Origin of the sequence: Staphylococcus ureilyticus, from assembly GCF_002902235.1 — a bacterium.
GTDB classification, from domain to species: Bacteria; Bacillota; Bacilli; order Staphylococcales; family Staphylococcaceae; genus Staphylococcus; species Staphylococcus ureilyticus.
The window spans coordinates 1-24,217 of the sequence record NZ_PPRL01000010.1; the positions used below are offsets into that span (position 1 = coordinate 1).

The following is a 24,217-nucleotide window of genomic DNA, read 5'->3' on the forward strand; positions in this document are numbered from 1 at the left end:
TTTTAATACTTAGAAAAGTAATAAGTTTTAATATTTGTTTTAAATGAAAATACTAAATGATTATGCTATATTAATTTAGTATGAATAGTGTAAAACAACATTGGATTACATAACTTTTTGATATTAGTTTTTAACTAATAATATTTAAACATTAAATTTATTATATTTAATCATTGAATCTTTGATATGTTAGATTATGTTTACTTAATAATCTTAACGCAACATTTAGATGATGAATATATTAAAGTGTTTGTTATACATAGAAATGATGAAATTAGAGCGTTGAAATTTGTATTATTAAATTTGGTAATGACATGCCTTATCGGTTTGCCATGTTTTGAATTGAAATAGAAATCGATGAAATCTTACAATTTGAATGGCGGTAGATAACTTGGATAAAATCACATTTTTAAATGCGTTAGAACAAGAATTAGAAAACCTACCTCGAAACGAACGAGATAAAGTGATGTATGAATATGAGCAGTATTTTTTTGAACAAGAAAACAATGGGAAAAATGAATACCAAATCATTGGAGCTTTAGAATCGCCAAAGCAGATTGGTAAACAGATAATGGCAAAAAATGCTATTGTATCTGCCGAATATAGACCAAGTACTAAAAATATTGTCAGAGCAATAATGGCTTCTCTAGGTATGGGGATTTTGTCATTAATTATTATTTTGATACCTATGGTAATATTAGCTGTATTTATGTGTGGCTTATTACTCGTTGCGTTTTTCTTAACTATTAGCCCTATATTGTTAATTGTTCATGGATTATTGAATCACATGATTAGTCTTGCGATAAGTAATTATTTTTTTGCTTTTTCTTTTACAGGGTTAGGTATTGTTTTATTTGTAATTATAGCTAAACTAGCTCAACTTGTTTATCGTTTAATTTTAAAATACTTAAGATGGAATATCCGAACAATTAAAGGAAGTGTAGATTTATGAAGCGGTTATTTTTAGGTGGATTAACTTTATTTATAACGTGCTTTCTTTTAGGAAGTGTTACATGGTTCGGTTTTGAAAAGCAAAATGAAAAATTAAATAGTGTTAATAAAGTATTAGATTCTAAAGATATTAAAAATTTAGATGTTTTAACTGAAAATTGTAAAGTTTTAATTAAAGCTGGAGATAAAACGTCAGTGAGATATAAAGGTAAAAGAAATCTTGATATTAGCAATCATGATAAAACGTTGAAAGTTAAAGAGACTGAAAAACTAGAAAACCATTATGGTTTAAATTACAATCCTTTTAGAAACTTTGAGGATAACTTAATTATCACTTTACCTGAAGAAAAATTAAATGAACTGCATGTTTCAAGTAAATATAACACTATAACGGTTAAACAATTAAATGTAAATGATGCAGATTTTTCAAAAAAGCATAAAAATGGAGGTAAGGTGTTTGTAAATGAATCTAAGTTTGAAAAGTTAAGGTATAAAGGGCTAAATTCAGCTATAACGTTTAAAAATAGTGAAATAAATAATGCTAATATCAAAACTGAAAATGCCAGAATAAATAGTGAAAATACTCTTATCCAAGCGTCTGTGTTATTAGTAAATAATGGAAGCATAAACTTATCTAATACAGAAATCGATTCAAATTTTAAGGCTTCTGCTAAAAAAGGTGATATTAATATTAGTTATAAAGAGGCGCCGAAAAATACACTTCTAAAGTTATATCCATTTCATGGAGATGAAAAAGTTAACAATAAGCATTTTGTGAATCAAAAAATAGGAAATGGGGATAATATTTTAGAGTTATATACCACTGACGGAGATATAGTGATTGATTAATTACTTTTATAGAATCTGGGACATCATTGACTCGTCCCAGATTTTTTCATATTGTTAGTGAGCCTTATGTATAAGATTCAGCGCAGGTACTCATTTTGTACTTTTTTCGATTTTAATCATCATTGCTAGGAGAGAGACAATAAAATCTTTTTAATAAAATTAGTTCTCTGTTTCACTCCTTTTGTATAGTCTAATAAGTTGCAAAGGTTAATTCGGTATCTAATTGACCAAAAAGTGTGTCTGTAGATAAAGCTTGTCCATTAAGCCAGTTTGCAAAGTTTATTTTGGTCGGATGTTTATTTTCACCGATTGCAATATATGCAGTTAAAGTCTGTGGTTCATACATACTCGTATGTATTGTTCCTGACCAACTTCTAAAAAGCTTGCTATAAATGTTATATTGAGGGTTATTAAATAATTTAAAAGCTTCTGCTTTATTTAGGTGTGCTGGTTTATGTTTAATAAGCCGTTCTAAACGCGCCTCTGATTCTGCTGTATAATTTCTATTTTCATGTGTTAATAATTTAAAGTGATTCGTACAAGTTTGGTCATAGCGCACGTTAATTGAACGGGGTGTAACTTCAATAATTGCATGATCTAGATTTTTATCCATAACAATGTAGCTAAATGAACTTCTATGTGGGATTTCCTTTAATAGTTGTATTGCTTCTGGTACAGTTTTACAATACTGTAGAATAATTCTACCTATCATATAACATACAAAACCGTCTCCAGGATGTTTACGGTGCATGAAATTGTAACCCATAGACAGCCCAGCTTCGTTCATTCCATCCATTCTTCCAGTTACACGCGAAGTTGGCCCAACCTGTGCTAAACCACCATCATTTGGTTGAAATAATAAATATCGTCCATCATAAGTGGCAGGATGGTAGTCGTAATTGCGTACCATGTAATCATTTCCTAAAAAGACAGTGCAACCGCTATTTTTTAATGGTGTAAAACGGTAATGTCCGAAGTTTAATATCATTTGTTTGGTAGGGAGATTCAAAACTTCTTGCATACCTTTTATTTCTTCCCAAATTTGTGGGGCATATATTTGGAAAATTTCATATGTTTCTTTAATATTTATATCAAATCTAGGCATGCGTTTTTTCCATTCTTTTTCTCTATTTTTTAGCATTGGTGTTTGCTGCATCCATTTAGCAGTTTTGACGCCTAAATCAAAATGTGATCCTCGGTGCGTTAAAATATCTGATTGTACTTTTTGCATAAAAAAACTCCTATGTTAAGTGTAACCTTACAATAATGTTATCTCATTGTAACGTCATGTTAATTGTATTACTGTTCTGTGGAAGTTATCATAAAATTAACTTTTAAAACTAAATCTTAATTTAGTTGAATGAGGTGATGATTATGTTAAATTACTATGGACAATTAAGAGATGCTCTATCAACTTGGTGGGGTAATTAATATCTAATGATTATTTTATAGTAGTATCATGTTTACTTCAAATGGTTATTAAATTCCAATTCTTTTCAAACTAATTAAGTTATAATGGTTATTTAGTATATTTATAATGTAATTTTATATTATGAATCCTTAGAATAATTTATTTGAAAAAGGGTATATATTTATTGATGTCTTTAAGTATGCTATCATAATTGTTAGACATGTTAATAAATTATTGAGGTGAAACAGAATGTGGAATTTTATTAAAGGTTTATTTAAATTTGTATTCGGTACAATTCTTACTGTATCGTTAGCAGCAGGAATAGGTGCTGTTGTATTCGCTTATATCTTCAAAAAAGACTTTGAAGATATCGAAAATAAAACAAAAGAAATCGTTTCAGACATCGAATCTAATAATTAATTACTGATAGAACACTTTTAAGTGTTCTATTTTTTTTAGCCTCCGTTCAGCTGCCGAAAGCAGATGCTACGGAGGCTTATGCAGTCGGAAGACTGCGAACCAAAGTAAAAGAACTGCCGAAAGCAGATGCTACGGAGGCTTATGCAGTCGAAGGACTGCGAATGACATGTGTGCAATAACTGACTTTTAGTACGATGTTGGTTGATGCTTTAGGTTTATGTTTGTGATATCAAAAAGTGATAGCTTTATTGTGTTTGAATTGGCAAGTGGATATCCCTCTAAGTACATATGAAGCATATCAATATTTTTAATTTCCAATGTGATATATTCTAGCCAACCATTCTTATAATATTCGATATCCACTGGTATATTTGCATGTAGTGCTTGATGTAGTTGAATATTAAGTTCATTTAATTGATCGTCTGATAAAATAGGACGGTCAATTTTATTTTGATCAATGATATGTTGTTGTACTGCCTCAAATTGTTCGGGTAACGTTGTAAATGGTGCCCACTTAACCATTCCACGTCCTTGTGGAATATTAGGATTTAATTTTTCCCTAGGTATTTTTCTATAATCAGTTTCTTTATTATTATATTCATTTGAAAGCATCTAATCACCTCAATTCAATGATAGAACATTTGTTCGTATTATTGCAAGTTATTTTTCAATATTTAGTAAAATGTTAGTGTAACGTCTGAAAACTGACCTGATTTATAAAAGAAAGCAGATAATAATTAAAGTGAAAGCTAGAAAATGATATGTTTAATTAAGATAAATTAGTTTAATAAAAGTAAAAGTTACTTTTTGTCATATAGGTTACAATGGGATGATGTATAAACGCGTATTAGCACTAAAACCATTATATTGTCATTTAGCATTAATATTTATTAAAATGAAAGTATCATTATATGGAGGGGTTTACATGACTACAGTAGGATATATCGGTTCATATACGAAAAAAGAGGGGAAGGGCATTTACCGTTTCGAATTAGATGAACAAACAGGAACGATTGTTGAGGTAGAAACAGGTTATGAATTAGAAGCATCAACATACGTGAATCAGCATGACTCATTTTTATATGCTGTCACACGTGAAGGCGAAGACTGTGGTATCGCAAGTTTTAAAATAGACCAAGATGGCAAAATTAGCTTTATTAATAAATGTTTAGCTTCAACAAAAGGTAGCGGATGTTATGTTTCAGTTTCGCCAAATGGAAAATACATTTTTGAAGCAGTTTATGGTGCAGGACTGGCTCGTATTTATGAAGCGAATCCGACTACTGGTGAAGTTATTCGTTTAATTCAAGAGTTAACACATGATTACCCAACAGGTCCTTTAGAAAGACAAGAACAACCTCATGTCCATTACCTTGGTATAACACCAGATGAAAAATATGTGGTGGCTATGGATTTAGGGACAGATAAGATTGTAACGTATGAATTTGGAGATAATGGATACAGTGAATATGCAGTATATGACTTTGAGCCAGGAGATGGACCACGGCATATTGCTTTCCATGAAAATGGGAAAATCGCTTATGTTGTACACGAATTATCAAATATTGTAAGTGTTATGGAATACGAAAATGGTGAATTCTCAGAAATTGAGCGCCATGCAACAATACCCGAAAATTTTGAAGGTGCAACCAAGTTAGCTGCAGTAAGATTATCTCACGATCAAAAGTTCTTATATATTAGTAATAGAGGACATGATAGTATTGCTATCTTCAAACTTGGAGACAATGGCTCAACAATTTCACTCGTAGATATAGTGGCAAGTGGAGGAGCATTTCCTCGTGATTTTAATATTACTGGATCAGATGACTTCTTAGTTTGCGCCCACCAAGAGGGTGATTATGAAGTTGTTGTATTTAAGAGAGACAAAGTTACTGGAAAATTAGAGAAAGCAGATGACAACAAAAATGCACCAGAAGGTGTTTGTGTTCAGTTTTTAAAATAAAATAAATGATAAAAATCCCGAAAACTTAGCTTAGTTTTCGGGATTTACTATATTAAAATATTATTTGTTGAAGAATGCTTTAATATATTTAAATTTTCCTTTGTAAGGAGGGAACAATAGGCTTGATTCCAACCTTGTAGATTTAAAAATATATGATTTATCATGACTAAAAGTATCAAAAGAATATTTTCCATGGTATTTTCCTATACCGGAAGCACCAACACCACCAAAAGGTAAATTAGGGTTTGCTAAATGCATTAAGGTATCATTGATTGCACCACCACCAAAGGATAATTCATTTAGTATTCTCTCTGAACTGTTTTCATCTTCACTAAATAAATAAAGGCTAAGTGGTTTAGGTTTAGTACGTATTAAATCAATTGCTTCGTCAAAATCATCGTAAGCTATAATAGGTAAAATTGGTCCGAAAATTTCATTTTCCATAATTTTTGAATCGAAAGTAGTACCGTCTAAGATAGTAGGTGCAATAAAATTTTCATCAATATCAGTTTGACCACCAAAAGTAATCTCAGGGTGATGAATATTTAACAATTCATTTAAACGGTGATAATGTTTTTTGTTTACAATACGTCCAAAGTCTGGACTATCTTGAATATTTGTACCATAAAATTCAGTTATTGTCTTTTTTAATGCACTGATGAGCTCATCTTTTACTTTACGATTTACCAGTAAGTAATCCGGTGCAACACAAGTTTGTCCAGCATTTGTAAACTTACCAAAACAAATACGTTCACTTGCAACTTTAATATTTGCACTTTCGTCAATGATTGCAGGTGACTTTCCACCTAATTCTAAAGTTACAGGCGTTAAGTTTTTGCTTGCAGCGCTATATACGATGCGTCCAACCTGTTCACTACCTGTGAAGAAAATATAATCAAAAGGTAAATGAAGTAAAGACTGAGTTGTATCAGCATTTCCTTGAATGATATTAATATACTCAGGATCAAAGGCGTCGGAAATGATTTGCTGTATGACATCAGATACATTCGGTGTGAATTCAGAGGGTTTTAGTATTATAGTGTTCCCTGCAGCAATTGCACCAATCAACGGTTCTATTAACAATTGGAATGGATAATTAAAAGGTCCAATAATTAGCACTGTGCCATAAGGTTCTTTCATAATGTAACTTTTGGTAGGAAACATAAATAAGGGTGTATTGACTTGTTTGGTTTTGGACCAATTTTTTAGTTCTTTACGAGCTGATTTAATATTTTTTAATGTAAAGCCAATCTCAGTTGCGTAGGCTTCTACTTTATTTTTACCTAAATCTTTTTGAAAAGCTTCAAGTAAGTCATTTTCATAACTTTTAATACTCTTACTTAACTGTTTGAGTTGTTTTTTTCTAAATTTAAGTGATTTGGTTTCATGAGTATTAAAATATTGTTTACTATTGTGGAAAGATTGTTCTATTGAATTCAAATATTATTCCTCCTAGTATATTGATGATTTAGATAGTTTAAAAAGATGGATAAAAAAACTGGAACATAATTATTATTATGTCCCAGTTTTTCTATATAGTAAACTATTTAAGTTTTTACTATATAGTGTTATATATTGATAAAGTATGAGATTAGCTTAAAGCTTCTGTAATTTGTGGTACAACTTGTTTTTTACGAGATACAACACCTGGTAAAAATGCAGTATTATTGTCTAGTTTAACGTTGAATGCGTTGCCTACTTTATCTTTTTCAGCACCAACAACTAAAATTTTAGAATCACTGTTGATGATATCAGTTACAAGCAGTACAAATAAATCATATTTTTCATTTGTACTTACTTCTAACATTGCTTTTTCTAACTCTTCTTGACGTTGGAATACTTCATCAATATCTACGGTATTAACTTGACCGATACGTGTAATATAGTCACCCATATTAAATGATTTTGCATCCATATTTAATAGCTCAGATGCAGTTTTGTCAGTTGTTGAAGCACCTGCTTTTAACATTTCTAAACCATAAGATTCTAAGTCAACATCTGCAATTGATTTTAAAGCTTCAGCAGCGTCAATATCTTCTTGTGTACAAGTTGGTGATTTAAATAGTAAGCTATCTGAAATGATAGCAGAAATCATTAAACCTGCAATTTCAGGTTTGATTTCAAAACCACGTTCTTTGTACATTTTGTATAAGATTGTTGCAGTACAACCTACTGGCTCAGCACGGTAATATAATGGTCCTGCAGTTTCAAAGTTTGAAATTCTATGATGGTCAACGACATGTTGAATTGACGACTTATCAATTGTATCAGCACTTTGTTGGAATTCATTATGGTCAACTAAGATAACGTTTTGATTATTTAAATCATCACTAAGTAATTCTGGTGTGTCTACATTAAAATGATTTAATGCATATTGAGTTTCAGGTCCTACTTCGCCTAAACGATAAGGTGTTGCGTCTGTATTTCCTGTTTGTTGTTCAAAATCTGCCATAATAATAGCTGATGAGATTGCATCTGTATCTGGATTTTTATGACCGAAAATATAAGTTTTTGCCATGTTTTAATTCTCCTTAATTTTTTATTTAATTTTATTTTATCATGATTTTCTATTGTTATTCTACTTCAGCACCTAATGAATTTTTAAAATGATCTAATGCCCATTGATGCCCTGTTGGATTAAAAGAAGCGACACCCTTATGAGAAATTGAAATAGTATATCCCAAATTGTAAGCAGTGATTGCGGTGTGCAGCACGCAAATATCTGTACATACACCAACAATTTCTAAATGCGTAATGTTACGTTCGCGTAACATAATGTCTAAGGGGGTACCACAAAATGAATCATAACGTGTTTTATCTAAATAATGCACATGATCATTAAATAAGATATTTTGATAAATATCATTTACTTTACCGTAAAGTTCTCTTCCAGTGGTATCAATTATATTATGAGGTGGAAAAAGATTGTTTTCTGGATGATAGCTATTTTCTTCATAATGTAAGTCCATAAGAAAAAAGATATTAGACTGTTTTTTATTATATGCTTCAATTCTTTCAACAATATAACTTTCAATTTGTTGACCCGGAAGGCCACAAGTTAATTTACCATTATCAGCAACAAAATCATTTGAATAGTCAACAATAATAAGCGCGCTATTTTTCATCTAATGTAACACTCCCAAAATTAAGATTATAGTTATTATATACTAAGTACATAAATCATTAAAGGTGCATTTAAAGCGTTTGAAAAACGAACTATTAGTTTATTATAAAGTATTAAGTGGGGAGGAAGAATTACTAATGATAATTAATGCAATGCAGTTCGGCCTAAGAGGTAAGCATAGAAGGGCAGATACACGCGCGATTCAAAAAGCGTTAAAATACGCTAGAAAACACAAAAACACAACAATTTATATTCCTAAGGGAGAGTATCATATTCGTAGACCGTTGGTAATATATGATTCAACTACTTTGATATTGGACGACGAAGCAGTATTAAAAAGAGTAGGCAAAGATACTTTATTGAAAAATGGTAGATGGCTGAAATCTTATTATGGATATGAAGGTAATAGTGAAATCTGCATTGCTGGTGGAACATTGGATATGAATGGTTATGAGTATCCATATAACAATACAGCAATGTGCATGGGGCATGCTCAAAATATTCAAATTTTAGGCGTAACATTTAAAGATGTTGTTGGAGGCCATGCAATAGATGCATGCGGCATTAATGGCCTATATATAAATGGTTGCGAATTTTTAGGATTTAAAGACGATAAAGGAGAAAGGTTATTTTCAGAAGCGGTACAAATTGATATACAAGTAAAAGGTGCTTTTCCAAAATTTGGTGCCACGGATGGTACGATAACTAAAAATGTAATTATTGAAAATTGTTATTTTGGAAATTCAAAGACACCAACAATGGGGGCTTGGAATAGAGCAATTGGATCCCATGCGAGTAGATTTAATCAATTTTACGAAAATATACACATTCGTTTTAATACATTTGAAGGTATCAACCAATACGCACTGACACCTTTAAAATCAAAAGATACTTTTATCCATGATAATATATTTAAAAATTGTGGAGGAGGGATTCGATTTTTAGCAGTGAAAGATGGAAAAAATGCACAAGATCTTACAGGTAAAGCAAGACCAACGCAATCTGGAAGTAATTTAAATATTTATCATAATCATTTTATAGGTCATATGTCTAAAGATGCCATTCGAGTGCAAAGCTATAATAACGTAAAACACAACAATATATTTATAGCACAGAATTATTATGACAATAAGCAGCAAAGACTTTATTTAAAAGATATAGAAGATTTGTATCTCTCAAATCAGGAAAATATAAGCGTTAAAAAAATAAATATAAAATAATGATTCTTTATTTTAGTAGTTCTGAATTAAAACACAATATAAAACATATTGTAATTTAATAGAAATTATATTATGTTAAAGAGTGATAAAGTTAGAAAATTCAGAAAGCAATTGAAATCGGGGGGAATCATTATGAATAATATAAACAAAGGGGAATTTAGGCGTTCGCAGTATTTAACATTTTTTTCTAAAAAAAATAAATCTTATAATGCGGGACAGCTTACAGGGTTGATTTTAGGGCCACTACTATTTATTTTGACATTGTTAACTTTTGAACCTGAAAATTTATCGTATAAAGGCGTTTTTGTATTAGCGATTACTATTTGGATCGCTATTTGGTGGATTACTGAAGCAATACCAATTGCTGCAACTAGTTTGTTGCCATTAATTTTATTGCCTGTTGGACATGTACTTAGCCCAGAAGAAGTATCTGCTCAATATGGTAATGATATTATTTTTCTATTTTTAGGTGGATTTATATTAGCTATTGCTATGGAAAGATGGAATTTACATACACGTGTTGCCTTAACAATCATTAGTATTCTAGGTACAAGTACTGGAAAGATTTTATTAGGTTTTATGATAGCGACAGGATTCTTATCTATGTTTGTTTCTAATACTGCAGCTGTGATGATTATGATACCGATAGGTTTAGCGATTATTAAAGAAGCAAATGATTTAAAAGGGGAAGAAATGAATGCTACAAGCATCAGTAAATTTGAACAATCGCTAGTGTTAGCCATTGGGTATGCAGGAACCATTGGTGGTTTAGGAACTTTGATCGGAACGCCTCCACTTATTATCCTTAAAGGCCAATATCAATCTGCATTTGGTGAGGAAATAAGCTTTGCTAAATGGATGGTCATTGGCGTACCTACAGTCATTGTACTATTGATTTTAGTATGGTTGTATCTACGTTATGTTGCATTTAAACATGATATGAAAGAACTGCCAGGCGGTCAGAACTTAATTAGGAAAAAATTAGATGAATTAGGAAAAATGAAATACGAAGAAAAAGTGGTACAAGCAATTTTTATATTAGCAAGTTTGTTATGGATTAGTAGAGAATTCTTATTGAAAAATTGGTCGTTCACCTCAGAAGTGGCAGACGGTACAATAGCCATGTTTATAGCTGTATTATTATTTTTAATACCGGCTAAAAATAAAGAACAACATACGCGAATTATTGATTGGAATGTTGCCAAAGACTTGCCATGGGGCGTACTCATTTTGTTTGGTGGAGGTTTGGCACTTGCTAAAGGTATCTCAGAGAGTGGCTTAGCGAAATGGTTAGGTGAACAATTAAAGTTGATTGAAGGTGTTAGTCCATTAATTATCGTTCTTGTCATAACAATATTTGTGTTGTTTTTAACAGAAATAACTTCGAATACAGCTACTGCGACTATGATTTTACCTATACTTGCAACACTTTCTGTTGCAGTTAATGTACATCCGCTACTACTCATGGTACCTGCTGCTATGGCCGCTAATTGTGCTTATATGTTACCAGTTGGCACACCACCAAATGCTATTGTATTTGGAACTGGAAGGATTAGCATTAAAAAAATGGCGTCAGTTGGATTTTGGGTTAACTTGTTGAGTATTATTGTTATTGTGTTAGTAGTTTATTTCTTAGTACCACCAGTATTAGGTATAGATATTACCAAACCATTACCATTAAAATAAATCAAAGCGTAATAGAGCCTGAGACAATTAAATTTCTCAGGCTCTATTATTTTTGAAGTATCATATCATGATAAGTTTTTGAATTTTACTTTCTGAATTAATCGTGATTTAACTTATTGAAAGATCCAATGATTGTAACTTGAAAATCTAAAGTGTTCAAGATTTTAATGACTTTCGATAACGCTTCTGTTAACCCAGTATCTGCTTGGACGAAAAAATGATACATGCCCAGCTGTGTTTTTAAAGGTCTAGACTCAATCCAAGATAAGTTGATGTTAAAAAGCACAAAAGTGTTTAAAATACTTGCAAGTAAGCCTGGTTTATCAAATTGTGGTGTAATGAGTAACATTGTGTCACTAGCATTGTCCGAATGTTGTGGCTGGTTACTTACGACTAAAAAACGTGTGACATTGTGAGGGAAGTCTTGAATGTTTTGTTCTATAGGTTGAAAGCCATAAGTTTCCCCACTACCTAAAGGTGCGATTGCACCCACTTGGTTGGTTATTTTTTCTAAACTTTGTATCGTGCTATCTACATAATCATATGTGAACTTATGTTGTTGTATATATTGGCTCGTTTGACTAATTGCTGGGCTTATTGAATAAACTTTTGATATATCATTGACTGTTGCATTTTCAGGGCCATATAAAGCAAATTGTATATCTAAATGTATTTCTCCCTGTGCATAAATATTTTGTTGTGTTAAGGCATCGGCAACAATATTGATTGTACCTTCAATTGAATTTTCGATAGGCACGACAGCAATACTATGATTATCTTCTGAGACAGCAGTAACGACTTCATACAAATTAGATTTAGACGTATATTCGAACTCAGATTCTGATAGATATTGTTTTGCCGCTAAATATGAAAATGTTCCTTTTGGACCTAAATAATATAATTTCATGTGACGTTACCCCTTGTATATATGTGTTAAAAATTAATGGAAAGGACACCCAGAAACAGATGATTGTTTTTTATAAAAGAAATTCGGTTCTTTCATCTCATTTTTATACCCGTGATGGTAATTAGATACTAAAGTTGGAGATAAAGATGGTGCTAACCAAGACCATTTTCCGGTTACATCTCTTCCATTTTTCCGTTCGTTTTTTTCAAATCTTTCAAATTGTTTTGACGCAGTTAGATGATCAACCATTGATACGCCTTCATTTTTAAAAGAATGATATACTGCATAATTCAATTCGACTAAGGTTCTATCTTTGTTAAAAGAATTATTCTTTAGTGTATCAAATTCAAAAGCTTCTGCAACGGTTTCTAGTAAATTGTAGCGATATGAATCAGTAAAATTTCGCACCGCAATTTCATTTACCATGTACCAGCCGTTGAACGGTGCGGTTGGATATGTGATTCCACCAATTTTTAAGTCCATGTTAGATATAATTGGTACGGCATACCATTTTAGCCCAAGCTTTTCTAATTTTGGAAAACGATCATGGGTAATAGGCACTTCTTTTATCATTTCAGGTTGATAATTGTAAAACTTTAACGATTCACCAGGAATTTTATAAATTAAAGGTAAAATGTCAAAATCTGTATGTTTGCCTTGCCAACCTAAATGTTCGGCTAATTGGGTGATTTTTAGTTCGGAAGGGTCACCTACGTCTTCATAACCTGCATATCTGATAAGTTGATTATTATATATTTTTGGAGGATGTTGAGCATCAAAAATAGTGATACATGGTTTTATTTTTCCTCCATTTGTAGCGAATTGAATATGATTTTCTATTGCATCTATAAATTCTTGTTCAGTCTGGATATGTCTTGCATCATTGACGGTTAATGAGTCCCAGAATGCACGTCCTATACAACGATTTGAATTTCTCCAAGCCATCTTAGCACCATATACAAGTTCCTCGTTAGTATGTTTATACGTACCAGTTAAGTTAATTTGTGTTTCTATCTGATTAATTCGTTTTAAAATAGTATTTTCGTTATAATTTAATTCTTTATACATTGTTTGAATAAATGATTTAGCTTCATTTAACATATAAAACACCTCGCACACATTATACGGTATTTTTTCTATTTTTAATGTTTAATTATAGAATTGTCATGATTTTGTCGCTACTATTTTGAATTTACTACTAACTAAATAATAATTAAATAACAAAATTATATTTAATATTATGATGCGTTATGTTTGAAGTAATATGGATAAATTCATTTCAGATATAAACGTTTAATTTTTTGTGTTAAACTAATGAAAAAGCCGATAGGAGAGATAGCGGTGTACCAATTTGAGGATGATACATTAGTATTACATAATGATTTATATCAAATAAATATGGCGGAGAGTTATTGGAATGACGGGATTCATGAAAGAAATGCTGTATTTGATTTATATTTTAGAAATATGCCTTTCAACAGCGGATATGCAGTGTTTAATGGATTGAAACGAGTGATTGCTTATATCAATAACTTTCATTTTTCAGAATCGGATATTAAATATTTAAAATCCATTGGTTATCAAGAAGACTTTTTAGAATATTTAAAAGATATGAAATTTACTGGTAATATTCGTTCTATGCAAGAAGGAGAATTATGTTTTGGTAATGAACCTTTATTAAGCGTAGAAGCACCACTTATCCAAGCACAATTAATTGAAACGATGTTGTTAAATATCGTGAATTTTCACACGCTAATTACTACGAAAGCAAGTAGAATAAAACAAGTAGCGCCAAATGACACATTAATGGAATTTGGAACAAGACGTGGACAAGAAGCAGATGCTGCTTTGTGGGGTGCAAGAGCAGCATATATTGGTGGATTTGATTCAACGAGTAATGTGCGCGCTGGAAAACTTTTTGGCATACCAGTATCAGGAACGCATGCGCATGCAATGGTTCAAACTTATGGTGATGAATATATTGCATTTAAAAAATATGCAGAACGCCATAAAGATTGCGTGTTCTTAGTTGATACTTTTCATACTTTGAAATCTGGTGTACCAACAGCGATAAAAGTTGCTAAAGAGCTTGGTGATGAAATTAACTTTGTTGGTATACGTTTAGATTCTGGTGATATCGCTTATTTATCAAAAGAAGCACGTCGCATGTTAGATGATGCAGGATTTACTGAAACTAAAATTATTGCATCAAATGATTTAGATGAACAAACGATTACAAGCTTGAAATCGCAAGGTGCAAAGGTTGATTCATGGGGTGTTGGTACTAAATTAATTACTGGTTACGATCAGCCTGCCTTAGGTGCAGTATACAAACTTGTGGCAGTAGAAGATGCTTCAGGCAATTATGTAGACCGAATAAAGCTATCAAACAATGCAGAAAAGGTAACTACACCAGGAAAGAAAAACGTCTATCGTATTATTAATAAGAAAACAAACAAAGCTGAGGGAGACTATATCACGTTAGCGCATGAAGATCCTTATGATGAGTCTCCGCTTAAATTGTTCCATCCTGTACATACGTATAAGATGAAATTTATAAAATCCTTTATAGCCAAGCCGTTACACCATGATATTTTTAAAGAAGGTGAACTCGTTTATGATTTACCAAATGAAAAGAAAGCACAAAACTATTTGACTAAAAGTCTTTCGTACTTATGGGATGAGAACAAGCGTCATCTTAATCCTCAGGAGTACCCAGTTGATTTAAGTACAGAATGTTGGGAAAATAAACATAAACGTATATTTGAAGTGGCAGAACATGTGAAGGAGATGGAAGAAGAAAATGAGTGAAATTCAAGATATTATCGTAAGAGAAATGAAAGTCAAGCCCAGCATTGATAGCAAATTAGAAACGCGTAATATTATTCAATTTATTAAAAATTATATCCAATCTCATTCATTTATTAAATCATTGGTTTTAGGTATTTCAGGTGGGCAAGATTCGACTTTAGCTGGCAAGCTATGTCAAATTGCGATAAATGAATTAAAAGAAAAAGATATTGATTGTCAATTTATTGCAGTTAAATTACCATATGGCGAACAAAAAGATGCAGATGAAGTTGAAGATGCTTTGAAGTTTATACAACCGGATCGAACAATTACAGTCAACATTAAACCTTCAGTAGATCAAAGTGTAGAATCGCTAAAAGAAGCTGGAATTGTGTTGACGGATTTCCAAAAAGGGAATGAAAAAGCACGAGAACGTATGAAAGCACAATTTTCGATTGCATCCAATCAACAAGGAATTGTTGTGGGTACTGATCACTCAGCGGAAAACTTGACTGGATTTTTTACAAAATATGGCGATGGTGCAGCAGATATCGCACCGTTATTTGGTTTGAATAAACGTCAAGGGCGACAAATCTTAGCATATTTAGATGCTCCAGCACATTTATATGAAAAAGTACCAACTGCTGATTTAGAAGAAAACAAACCACAATTACCAGATGAAGATGCACTTGGTGTTAGTTATGCTCGTATAGATGATTATTTAGAAGGAAAAGAAGTGCCAAAAGAAGCAAAAGCTATCATAGAAAATCATTATATTAAAAATGCACATAAAAGAGAATTAGCTTACACAAGATATACATGGCCGAAAAATCAATCAGATTTCGAATGATTTTAGTGACAAAATAATAAGTTACTGATAAAATAATTTGAATTTAATGAGAAAGAAAGGGAAATGAACATGTCAGTAATTACTTCTAATCCATGGTTAATGGTTTTAGCTATTTTTATTATTAATGTTGCTTATGTAACTTGTTTGACAATGAGAACGATTTTAACACTCAAAGGTTATCGTTATGTTGCAGCAGTGGTAAGTTTCTTAGAAGTTTTAGTATACGTTATCGGTTTGGGAATGGTTATGTCTAGTTTAGATCAAATTCAAAATGTCTTTGCATATGCATTTGGGTTTTCAATCGGTATTATTGTAGGAATGAAAATTGAAGAGAAATTAGCGCTTGGCTATACAGTTGTGAATGTTACTTCATCTGAATATGAATTAGATTTACCAAAGCAATTGAGGGATTTAGGTTATGGTGTTACACATAATACTGCTTATGGTAGAGATGGTACGAGGTTAATTTTACAAATTTTAACACCAAGACGTTTTGAGCTGAAATTGATAGAAACCATTAAGCAAATTGATGAAAAAGCGTTTATCATCGCATATGAACCAAGAACAATTCACGGTGGTTTTTGGGTTAAAGGTGTGCGTAGCAAGAAACTTAAACAATATGATCCAGATAAAGTGGAAAGTATATGAAAAAGCAGCAAAAGTTTAAAGTAGAAGAAAACGAAACGATACAAGCTTGTTTGCAACGTATGCGAGATGCTGGATATATGCCTATTAAACGCTTTGAAAAACCAATTTATAAAGAAAATAAAGATGGTAAATATGAAGTATACAGGCAAGAAATTCAATTTGTTGGAAAATTAATAGAATAATCGTTTAAAACAGATACTTAGTGTTAGATATATAAATGTAATCGTTGGCAGAGATAGAAATCTCAGGTCAACGATTTTTTTATCATATAATCGCAAATTAATATAAAATGATAAATCTTGAGGAGAATAAGGTTTTTATGCACGGCTTTTGATAAAACGTGTTAAAATTTCTATAAAGAAGATAGAAAAGACTTATACATTTATGATCAATTCTGTTAAACTAATAATGACAAGAATAAACACGAACTTTAATTGTATTTTTTGATAGAATGTACATGTTTTTGGAGTTTGTGAACTAAAACTTACGCAAGATAGGAGCTTATTTTAATGATAGAACGTTATTCTAGAGAAGAAATGTCTAATATTTGGACGGATCAAAATCGCTATGAAGCTTGGTTAGAAGTAGAAATACTAGCATGTGAAGCTTGGAGTAAATTAGGAGATATACCTGCTGAAGATGTATTGAAAATTCGTCAGAATGCAAAGGTTGATGTTAACCGCGCAAAAGAAATTGAGGAAGAAACACGACACGATGTCGTTGCATTTACAAGACAAGTATCAGAGACATTAGGTGAAGAGCGTAAATGGGTACACTACGGGTTAACATCAACTGATGTAGTTGATACGGCATTAAGTTATGTCATTAAACAAGCAAACGATATTATTGAAAAAGATTTAGAAAGATTTATTGATGTTTTAGCACAAAAAGCTAAAAATTATAAATATACTTTAATGATGGGACGAACTCATGGTGTACATGCGGAACCAACAACATTTGGTGTCAAAATGGCATTATGGTATACAGAAATGAAACGTAATTTAGAGCGTTTTAAGCGTGTGAGAAAAGAAATAGAAGTTGGTAAAATGAGTGGTGCAGTAGGGACTTTTGCAAACATCCCACCTGAAATTGAAGCGCATGTCTGTGAAAATTTAGGTTTAGATACAGCCGCTGTTTCTACTCAGACGTTACAACGTGACCGACACGCATATTATATAGCTACTTTAGCGTTGATAAGTACTTCTATGGAAAAATTTGCAGTGGAAATACGCAACTTACAAAAAACTGAAACAAGAGAAGTTGAAGAAGCTTTTGCTAAAGGCCAAAAAGGTTCGTCAGCGATGCCACACAAACGTAATCCAATTGGCTCAGAAAATATTACTGGTATTGCTCGTGTTATCAGAGGATACATTACAACTGCATATGAAAATGTAGCTTTATGGCATGAAAGAGATATTTCACATTCATCTGCAGAAAGAATCATGCTGCCAGATGTAACGATAGCTTTAGATTACGGGTTAAATAGATTTACAAATATTGTAGAAAGACTTACTGTATTTGAAGATAATATGTTAGCAAATATCGATAAAACTTTTGGTCTTATTTATTCGCAACGTGTATTATTAGCGTTGATAAATAAAGGTTTAGCACGTGAAGCAGCATATGATAAAGTACAGCCAAAAGCGATGGAGTCTTGGGAAACAAAAACACCATTTAGAACATTAATTGAACAAGATTCATCTATTACAGATTTATTGAGCACTGAAGAATTAGATGAATGTTTCAATCCAAAACACCATTTAAACCAAGTTGATACGATTTTTAAACGTGCAGGATTAGAATAATTGAAATTTATTTATGAAATCGTTACACTTTAATGTATTAGCACGTTGAATTAAGATTAAAATGAAAGTACAGGGGTTGTTTTTAATGCAAATAGAAAAATTAAGAGGAAAAGCATTAGATGAATTATTTGATGCAATTCTTACATTAGAAAACAGAGAAGAATGTTACCAATTCTTTGACGATTTATGTACAGTAAATGAGATTCAATCGTTATCTCAACGATTGCAAGTCGCAAAAATGATTAAGCAAGGATATACTTATGCGACGATTGAACAAGAGTCTGGTGCTTCAACTGCAACGATTTCTCGTGTTAAGAGATCTTTACAATGGGGAAATGATGCTTACACAATGATTCTAGACCGCATGAATATTGAAACGGCCGATTAATTAATAATTCTATATACTGTAGCGAAGTGTAATTTTAATGATTTCATTAGTAAAGCTGTTAGTAAAGAAACTTTCTTTGCTGACAGCTTTTTATGTTGTTAATTTAAAGTGTATTGATAAAATAGAGACGAAGCGATTATTTTTCTGAAAAATTTTGAATATATTTAATGAGAAACATGATTAATTTACCATTGATATGTCATGTTAGAATTCATTATAAAATCCTATATCATTTTAGAACTCAGTAGTTAAAAATGATATAATCAAAAGTATGCTAAAAAAGGAGTAACATATCATGTATGACATTAAAAAATGGAAACATATTTTTAAATTAGATCCTGCTAAGTCGATTTCTGACGATGATTTAGAGACGGTATGTATGTCTCAAACCGATGCAATTATGATAGGTGGCACAGATGATGTTACTGAAGATAATGTTATTCAATTGATGAGTAGGGTGAGAAGATACCCTTTACCTCTCGTTTTCGAAATTTCCAATATCGAAAGTGTTATGCCTGGTTTTGATTTTTATTTTGTACCGACTGTATTGAATAGTACAGATGTAAAATATCATAACGGTGTACTTATAGAAGCATTGAAATCTTTTGGACATGTCATAGATTTTGAAGAAGTTGTTTTTGAAGGATATGTTGTCATGAATCCTGAAAGCAAAGTAGCACAAGTTACACAAGCTGAAACAAATTTAACAGATGAAGATATCGAAGCATATGCTCAAATGATTAATGAAATGTATAAATTACCAGTTATGTACCTTGAATATAGTGGTGCATACGGAGAAGTTGAAAAGGTAAAGACAGCTGCAAATATGTTAAGTGATACACAATTATTTTATGGTGGTGGCATTAGTAATCAAGAAGAAGCTGAAGAAATGGCTTCGATTGCTGATACGATTATCGTTGGTGATATTGTTTATAAAGACATTAAAAACGCATTAAAAACAGTTAAGATAAAGGAGTCACATAAATGAATGCATTAGTAAATAAGATGAATGATGAACAAAGTTTAGCAGTACGCACTACAGAAGGACCATTACTTATTATGGCGGGTGCGGGTTCAGGCAAAACACGTGTTTTAACTCATCGTATAGCTTACTTGCTTGATGAAAAGGACGTATCCCCATACAACATTCTAGCGATTACTTTTACAAACAAGGCAGCAAAAGAAATGAAAGCACGTGTGGAAGCTTTAGTAGGAGAACCGGCTCAAGTTATATGGATGTCAACATTTCACTCAATGTGTGTAAGAATACTGAGAAGAGATGCGGATAGAATTGGTATTGAACGTAATTTTACTATAATTGATCCTACTGACCAAAAATCAGTTATCAAAGATGTGTTGAAAAATGAAAATATAGATAGTAAAAAGTTTGAACCAAGAATGTTTATAGGTGCTATAAGTAATTTGAAAAATGAATTGAAAACACCAGAGGATGCACAAAAAGATGCTGAAACATATCATGAACAAATGGTTGCTACAGTGTATAAAGGATATCAAAGACAGTTATCAAGAAATGAAGCGTTGGATTTTGATGATTTAATCATGGTTACAATTCGATTATTTGAACGTGTGCCAGATGTGTTAGAATTTTATCAAAATAAATTCCAATACATTCATGTCGATGAGTACCAAGATACAAACAAAGCACAATATACATTAGTAAATCTCTTAGCATCTAAATTTAAAAATTTATGTGTAGTTGGTGATTCTGATCAATCTATTTATGGTTGGCGTGGTGCTGATATTCAAAACATACTTTCCTTTGAAGAAGATTATCCTGAAGCTAAAACGATATTTTTAGAACAAAATTATCGCTCAACTAAAAATATATTAAATGCAGCTAACGAAGTAATCAAAAATAATTCAGAGCGTAAACCCAAAGGATTATGGACAGGTAATACATCTGGAGAAAAAATTCACTATTATGAAGCTACTACTGAGAGAGACGAAGCGGAATATGTAGTTAAGGAAATTATGAAACAACAACGTAATGGAAAAAAATATAAAGATATGGCTATCTTATACCGTACCAATGCTCAATCTCGTGTGTTGGAAGAGACATTTATGAAATCTAATATTCCATACACAATGGTTGGTGGTCAAAAATTCTATGATCGTAAAGAAATTAAAGACCTACTTAGCTATTTGAGAATAATAGCCAATAGCAATGATGATATCAGTTTACGTCGTGTAATCAATGTACCAAAACGTGGCGTAGGTCCATCGACAGTAGATAAAATTCAGGCATATGCTGCTCAAAACGAGATAAGTATGTTTGATGCACTAGCAGAAGTAGACTTTATAGGCTTATCTAAAAAAGTAACACAAGCATGTATTTCATTTTATGACATGATACAGAACTTAATTAAACAACAAGAATTTTTAGAGATTACAGAAATCGTTGAAGAAGTATTGGTGAAATCAGGTTACCGTGAGATGTTGGAACGAGAACAAACATTAGAATCAAGAAGTAGGTTAGAAAATATAGATGAATTTATGTCAGTCCCTAAAGACTACGAAGAAAACACGCCATTAGAAGAACAGTCGTTAATCAATTTTTTAACAGATTTATCTTTAGTTGCTGATATAGACGAAGCGCAAATAGATGATGGCATAACGTTGATGACAATGCACTCAGCCAAAGGATTAGAGTTTCCTATTGTATTTATTATGGGCATGGAAGAATCATTATTTCCACATATAAGGGCGATAAAAAGTGATGATGATCATGAAATGCAAGAAGAAAGAAGAATTTGTTATGTAGCGATTACACGTGCTGAAGAAACGTTATATTTAACGCATGCGACATCAAGAATGCTTTTTGGAAGACCGCAGTCCAATATGGCTTCAAGATTCTTAAATGAAATACCTGAAGATTTATTAGAAAACGAAAATAAATCACGAGCAACTGCACAAGGAAATCGATTTAAATCTGCAACCAAACAACCTGAAAAAAGAGGATATAGTAAACGTGTGACATCCTCGAAAAAAGCACAACAATCGACGGATTGGCATGTTGGTGACAAAGTTATTCATAAATCATGGGGCGAAGGTATGGTAAGTAATGTTAATGAAAAAAATGGTTCGGTTGAATTAGATATTATCTTTAAATCTGAAGGACCTAAACGTTTGCTTGCTCAATTTGCACCTATTGAAAAGAAAGGGGAATAAAGCGTGGCTGACTTACAATCGCGTGTCGATGTATTACATCAATTACTAAATCAATATAGTTATGAATATTATGTACAAGACAACCCTTCAGTACCAGACAGTGAATACGATAAACTTTTACATGAATTGATAGATATTGAGGCGAACAACCCAGAATATCGAACAGCTGATTCACCTACAGTAAGAGTAGGTGGCTCAGCTCAATCAACTTTTGAAAAAGTGAATCATGATACACCGATGCTAAGTTTAGGGAATGCTTTTAATAAAGAAGATTTAAAAAAATTTGACCAGCGTATACGTGAACAAATTAATCATGTGGAATACATGTGCGAATTGAAAATAGATGGTTTAGCAGTCTCTCTCAAATACGAGAATGGTAAATTTGTACAAGGTTTGACGCGTGGTGACGGTACTACGGGTGAAGATATCACCGAAAACTTAAGAACGATACATGCAATACCATTAAAGATTAATGAAGCTAGAACATTTGAAGTTCGTGGTGAAGCATACATGCCCAGAAAATCATTTTTTGATTTAAATGAAGCTAAAGCACAAAATGATGAGCAACCTTTTGCCAATCCAAGAAATGCAGCTGCTGGTTCACTTCGACAATTAGACTCCAAACTTGCAGCAAAGAGAAAGTTAAGTGTTTTCTTATATAGCGTAAATGACTTTACACAATTTCATGCACATACACAAAGCGAAGCTTTAGATGAATTAGATAAATTAGGTTTTAAAACAAATAAAGAAAGAGAACGTGTCCAAACTATAGAAGAAGTATTCGATTATATTGAAAAATGGACTGAAGCACGTGAACAGTTACCTTATGATATCGACGGCATTGTTATCAAAGTAAATGATTTAGACCAGCAAGATGAGCTTGGCTATACACAAAAATCTCCTCGTTGGGCAATTGCGTATAAGTTTCCTGCTGAAGAAGTCATAACAGATTTATTAGATATTGAACTGAGTATTGGTAGAACAGGCGTCGTTACACCTACGGCTATACTTGAACCAGTTAAAGTAGCGGGCACTACAGTTTCTAGAGCTTCTTTACATAATGAAGATCTAATACATGAAAAAGATATTCGAATTGGTGATAGTGTTGTAATTAAGAAGGCGGGAGACATTATACCAGAAGTCATAAAAAGCGTATTAGATCGTCGGCCACAAAATGCTGAAGTTTACCACATGCCCACACATTGCCCTAGTTGTAGTCATGAACTTGTAAGAATTGAAGGGGAAGTGGCTTTAAGATGTATCAATCCAAAATGCCAAGCACAACTTGTTGAAGGTATGATTCATTTTGTATCACGACAAGCAATGAATATAGATGGTTTAGGTACTAAAATTATTCAACAACTTTATGAAAATGAAAAAATAAAAGATGTTGCTGATATATTTTACTTAACTAAAGACGATTTGCTACCATTAGAGCGAATGGGTGAAAAGAAAGTAAACAATCTATTAAATGCGATTGAAGATGCTAAATCAAACTCATTAGAACATTTGCTATTTGGTTTAGGAATTAGACACTTAGGTGTCAAAGCGAGCCAAGTCATTGCTGAAAAATATGGAACCATGGATGATTTGTTTAATGTTACAGAAGAGTCATTGATTGAAATCTATGATGTTGGTCAAAAATTAGCACAATCATTAGTCACTTATTTAGAAAATGAAGATATCCGTGCACTTATTAATAAATTAAAGAAAAAACATGTTAATATGACTTATAAAGGTGTCAACACAACAGAGTTAGAAGGACATCCAGAATTTATTAATAAGACCATTGTTTTAACTGGAAAGTTATATCAAATGACAAGAAATGAAGCTTCAAAATGGTTAGAGATTCAAGGTGCTAAAGTTACAAACAGTGTTACAAAAAAGACAGATTTAGTAATTGCTGGAGAAGACGCTGGTTCAAAACTTACAAAAGCTGAACAATTTGGTACAGAAGTTTGGACAGAAGATGACTTTGTCCAGAAACAAAAAGAAATAGAGGGATAGAGGAGATAA

Annotated in this window: 22 protein-coding genes; 15 read left to right on the top strand and 7 right to left on the bottom strand. The window is 32.0% G+C overall.

Annotated features, from left to right (window positions below):
- Positions 1–391: 391 nt before the first annotated feature.
- Positions 392–952 carry an HAAS signaling domain-containing protein gene (locus CD150_RS01095; protein WP_064209733.1) on the top strand — a complete coding sequence of 187 codons (561 nt, stop codon included), beginning with the start codon at positions 392–394 and terminating at the stop codon, positions 950–952.
- Positions 949–1,800, top strand: a complete 852-nt coding sequence (locus CD150_RS01100; RefSeq protein WP_073345951.1) for a DUF4097 family beta strand repeat-containing protein — start codon at positions 949–951, stop codon at positions 1,798–1,800. Before CD150_RS01095 ends, CD150_RS01100 begins: the two co-directional genes overlap by 4 nt.
- A gap of 190 nt (positions 1,801–1,990) precedes the next feature.
- Here the strand turns inward: CD150_RS01100 and CD150_RS01105 are convergent, their stop codons facing one another.
- Positions 1,991–3,031 (bottom strand): C45 family autoproteolytic acyltransferase/hydrolase, encoded by a 1,041-nt coding sequence (locus CD150_RS01105; RefSeq protein ID WP_046207986.1) that lies wholly within the window; start codon positions 3,029–3,031, stop codon positions 1,991–1,993.
- A gap of 429 nt (positions 3,032–3,460) precedes the next feature.
- Here CD150_RS01105 and CD150_RS01110 point away from each other — a divergent pair, with 429 nt between their 5' ends.
- Complete coding sequence (locus CD150_RS01110) at positions 3,461–3,631, top strand: hypothetical protein (protein ID WP_019469577.1); 171 nt, start codon at positions 3,461–3,463, stop codon at positions 3,629–3,631.
- A gap of 186 nt (positions 3,632–3,817) precedes the next feature.
- Here CD150_RS01110 and CD150_RS01115 read toward each other — a convergent pair whose 3' ends face one another.
- Positions 3,818–4,243 (bottom strand): YolD-like family protein, encoded by a 426-nt coding sequence (locus CD150_RS01115; RefSeq protein ID WP_073345947.1) that lies wholly within the window; start codon positions 4,241–4,243, stop codon positions 3,818–3,820.
- A 313-nt stretch (positions 4,244–4,556) separates the two neighbouring features.
- On the opposite strand from CD150_RS01115, the gene pglS reads away from it, so the two are divergent.
- Positions 4,557–5,594, top strand: coding sequence for a 6-phosphogluconolactonase (gene pglS / locus CD150_RS01120; RefSeq protein ID WP_046207984.1), 1,038 nt, complete (start codon positions 4,557–4,559; stop codon positions 5,592–5,594).
- Positions 5,595–5,654: 60 nt separating this feature from the next.
- Here the strand turns inward: pglS and CD150_RS01125 are convergent, their stop codons facing one another.
- From CD150_RS01125 to CD150_RS01135, 3 genes are all read right to left on the bottom strand, one after another.
- Complete coding sequence (locus tag CD150_RS01125) at positions 5,655–7,034, bottom strand: aldehyde dehydrogenase (RefSeq protein ID WP_073345942.1); 1,380 nt, start codon at positions 7,032–7,034, stop codon at positions 5,655–5,657.
- Between the two features lie 151 nt (positions 7,035–7,185).
- Positions 7,186–8,112, bottom strand: a complete 927-nt coding sequence (locus CD150_RS01130) for a manganese-dependent inorganic pyrophosphatase (protein WP_046207982.1) — start codon at positions 8,110–8,112, stop codon at positions 7,186–7,188.
- A 55-nt stretch (positions 8,113–8,167) separates the two neighbouring features.
- Entirely contained in the window at positions 8,168–8,719 is a 552-nt protein-coding gene (locus CD150_RS01135) for a cysteine hydrolase family protein (protein ID WP_073345937.1), read from the bottom strand.
- A 136-nt stretch (positions 8,720–8,855) separates the two neighbouring features.
- Between CD150_RS01135 and CD150_RS01140 the strand changes: the two genes are divergently transcribed.
- Both CD150_RS01140 and CD150_RS01145 read left to right on the top strand, forming a co-directional pair.
- Entirely contained in the window at positions 8,856–9,938 is a 1,083-nt protein-coding gene (locus tag CD150_RS01140) for a glycosyl hydrolase family 28-related protein (protein ID WP_073345932.1), read from the top strand.
- Positions 9,939–10,070: 132 nt separating this feature from the next.
- A complete protein-coding gene (locus CD150_RS01145) occupies positions 10,071–11,624 on the top strand; it encodes an SLC13 family permease (protein ID WP_073345928.1) in 1,554 nt (517 codons plus the stop codon).
- Between the two features lie 97 nt (positions 11,625–11,721).
- Here CD150_RS01145 and CD150_RS01150 read toward each other — a convergent pair whose 3' ends face one another.
- Together CD150_RS01150 and CD150_RS01155 are read right to left on the bottom strand one after the other, a co-directional pair.
- Complete coding sequence (locus tag CD150_RS01150; RefSeq protein ID WP_046207978.1) at positions 11,722–12,531, bottom strand: prephenate dehydratase; 810 nt, start codon at positions 12,529–12,531, stop codon at positions 11,722–11,724.
- A gap of 33 nt (positions 12,532–12,564) precedes the next feature.
- The gene (locus CD150_RS01155; RefSeq protein WP_073345918.1) at positions 12,565–13,632 is read right to left on the bottom strand and encodes a nitric oxide synthase oxygenase; all 1,068 of its coding nucleotides are present in this window, start codon (positions 13,630–13,632) and stop codon (positions 12,565–12,567) included.
- A 240-nt stretch (positions 13,633–13,872) separates the two neighbouring features.
- Between CD150_RS01155 and CD150_RS01160 the strand changes: the two genes are divergently transcribed.
- The 9 genes from CD150_RS01160 to ligA all read left to right on the top strand — a co-directional run bounded on the left by CD150_RS01160 (position 13,873) and on the right by ligA (position 24,208).
- Positions 13,873–15,342 (top strand): nicotinate phosphoribosyltransferase, encoded by a 1,470-nt coding sequence (locus CD150_RS01160; protein WP_073345914.1) that lies wholly within the window; start codon positions 13,873–13,875, stop codon positions 15,340–15,342.
- On the top strand, positions 15,335–16,171 hold the full coding sequence (gene nadE, locus CD150_RS01165; protein ID WP_073345911.1) for an NAD(+) synthase: 837 nt from the start codon (positions 15,335–15,337) through the stop codon (positions 16,169–16,171). The genes CD150_RS01160 and nadE overlap by 8 nt, the downstream gene beginning before the upstream one ends.
- Positions 16,172–16,240: 69 nt before the next feature.
- Positions 16,241–16,819: a DUF2179 domain-containing protein gene (locus CD150_RS01170; protein ID WP_019469590.1), complete on the top strand. Its 579-nt coding sequence runs from the start codon at positions 16,241–16,243 to the stop codon at positions 16,817–16,819.
- On the top strand, positions 16,816–17,001 hold the full coding sequence (locus CD150_RS01175; protein ID WP_046207974.1) for an NETI motif-containing protein: 186 nt from the start codon (positions 16,816–16,818) through the stop codon (positions 16,999–17,001). The genes CD150_RS01170 and CD150_RS01175 overlap by 4 nt, the downstream gene beginning before the upstream one ends.
- A gap of 327 nt (positions 17,002–17,328) precedes the next feature.
- Positions 17,329–18,624, top strand: coding sequence for an adenylosuccinate lyase (purB, locus tag CD150_RS01180; protein ID WP_064209727.1), 1,296 nt, complete (start codon positions 17,329–17,331; stop codon positions 18,622–18,624).
- An 85-nt stretch (positions 18,625–18,709) separates the two neighbouring features.
- Positions 18,710–19,012 carry a YerC/YecD family TrpR-related protein gene (locus CD150_RS01185; RefSeq protein WP_046207972.1) on the top strand — a complete coding sequence of 101 codons (303 nt, stop codon included), beginning with the start codon at positions 18,710–18,712 and terminating at the stop codon, positions 19,010–19,012.
- A 295-nt stretch (positions 19,013–19,307) separates the two neighbouring features.
- Complete coding sequence (pcrB, locus tag CD150_RS01190) at positions 19,308–20,000, top strand: heptaprenylglyceryl phosphate synthase (protein WP_073345906.1); 693 nt, start codon at positions 19,308–19,310, stop codon at positions 19,998–20,000.
- The gene (gene pcrA / locus CD150_RS01195) at positions 19,997–22,201 is read left to right on the top strand and encodes a DNA helicase PcrA (RefSeq protein WP_046207970.1); all 2,205 of its coding nucleotides are present in this window, start codon (positions 19,997–19,999) and stop codon (positions 22,199–22,201) included. The genes pcrB and pcrA overlap by 4 nt, the downstream gene beginning before the upstream one ends.
- A 3-nt stretch (positions 22,202–22,204) precedes the next feature.
- On the top strand, positions 22,205–24,208 hold the full coding sequence (ligA, locus tag CD150_RS01200; protein ID WP_070658297.1) for an NAD-dependent DNA ligase LigA: 2,004 nt from the start codon (positions 22,205–22,207) through the stop codon (positions 24,206–24,208).
- Positions 24,209–24,217: the final 9 nt, after the last annotated feature.

Excerpts from the sequence above, each read along its gene's own strand:
- CD150_RS01100 (WP_073345951.1), top strand. The coding sequence starts at position 949 with ATGAAGCGGTTATTTTTAGGTGGATTAACTTTATTTATAACGTGCTTT.
- CD150_RS01105 (WP_046207986.1), bottom strand. The coding sequence starts at position 3,031 with ATGCAAAAAGTACAATCAGATATTTTAACGCACCGAGGATCACATTTT.
- CD150_RS01110 (WP_019469577.1), top strand. The coding sequence starts at position 3,461 with ATGTGGAATTTTATTAAAGGTTTATTTAAATTTGTATTCGGTACAATT.
- CD150_RS01115 (WP_073345947.1), bottom strand. The coding sequence starts at position 4,243 with ATGCTTTCAAATGAATATAATAATAAAGAAACTGATTATAGAAAAATA.
- pglS (WP_046207984.1), top strand. The coding sequence starts at position 4,557 with ATGACTACAGTAGGATATATCGGTTCATATACGAAAAAAGAGGGGAAG.
- CD150_RS01130 (WP_046207982.1), bottom strand. The coding sequence starts at position 8,112 with ATGGCAAAAACTTATATTTTCGGTCATAAAAATCCAGATACAGATGCA.
- CD150_RS01135 (WP_073345937.1), bottom strand. The coding sequence starts at position 8,719 with ATGAAAAATAGCGCGCTTATTATTGTTGACTATTCAAATGATTTTGTT.
- CD150_RS01140 (WP_073345932.1), top strand. The coding sequence starts at position 8,856 with ATGATAATTAATGCAATGCAGTTCGGCCTAAGAGGTAAGCATAGAAGG.
- CD150_RS01145 (WP_073345928.1), top strand. The coding sequence starts at position 10,071 with ATGAATAATATAAACAAAGGGGAATTTAGGCGTTCGCAGTATTTAACA.
- CD150_RS01150 (WP_046207978.1), bottom strand. The coding sequence starts at position 12,531 with ATGAAATTATATTATTTAGGTCCAAAAGGAACATTTTCATATTTAGCG.
- CD150_RS01155 (WP_073345918.1), bottom strand. The coding sequence starts at position 13,632 with ATGTTAAATGAAGCTAAATCATTTATTCAAACAATGTATAAAGAATTA.
- nadE (WP_073345911.1), top strand. The coding sequence starts at position 15,335 with ATGAGTGAAATTCAAGATATTATCGTAAGAGAAATGAAAGTCAAGCCC.
- CD150_RS01170 (WP_019469590.1), top strand. The coding sequence starts at position 16,241 with ATGTCAGTAATTACTTCTAATCCATGGTTAATGGTTTTAGCTATTTTT.
- CD150_RS01175 (WP_046207974.1), top strand. The coding sequence starts at position 16,816 with ATGAAAAAGCAGCAAAAGTTTAAAGTAGAAGAAAACGAAACGATACAA.
- purB (WP_064209727.1), top strand. The coding sequence starts at position 17,329 with ATGATAGAACGTTATTCTAGAGAAGAAATGTCTAATATTTGGACGGAT.
- CD150_RS01185 (WP_046207972.1), top strand. The coding sequence starts at position 18,710 with ATGCAAATAGAAAAATTAAGAGGAAAAGCATTAGATGAATTATTTGAT.
- pcrB (WP_073345906.1), top strand. The coding sequence starts at position 19,308 with ATGTATGACATTAAAAAATGGAAACATATTTTTAAATTAGATCCTGCT.
- pcrA (WP_046207970.1), top strand. The coding sequence starts at position 19,997 with ATGAATGCATTAGTAAATAAGATGAATGATGAACAAAGTTTAGCAGTA.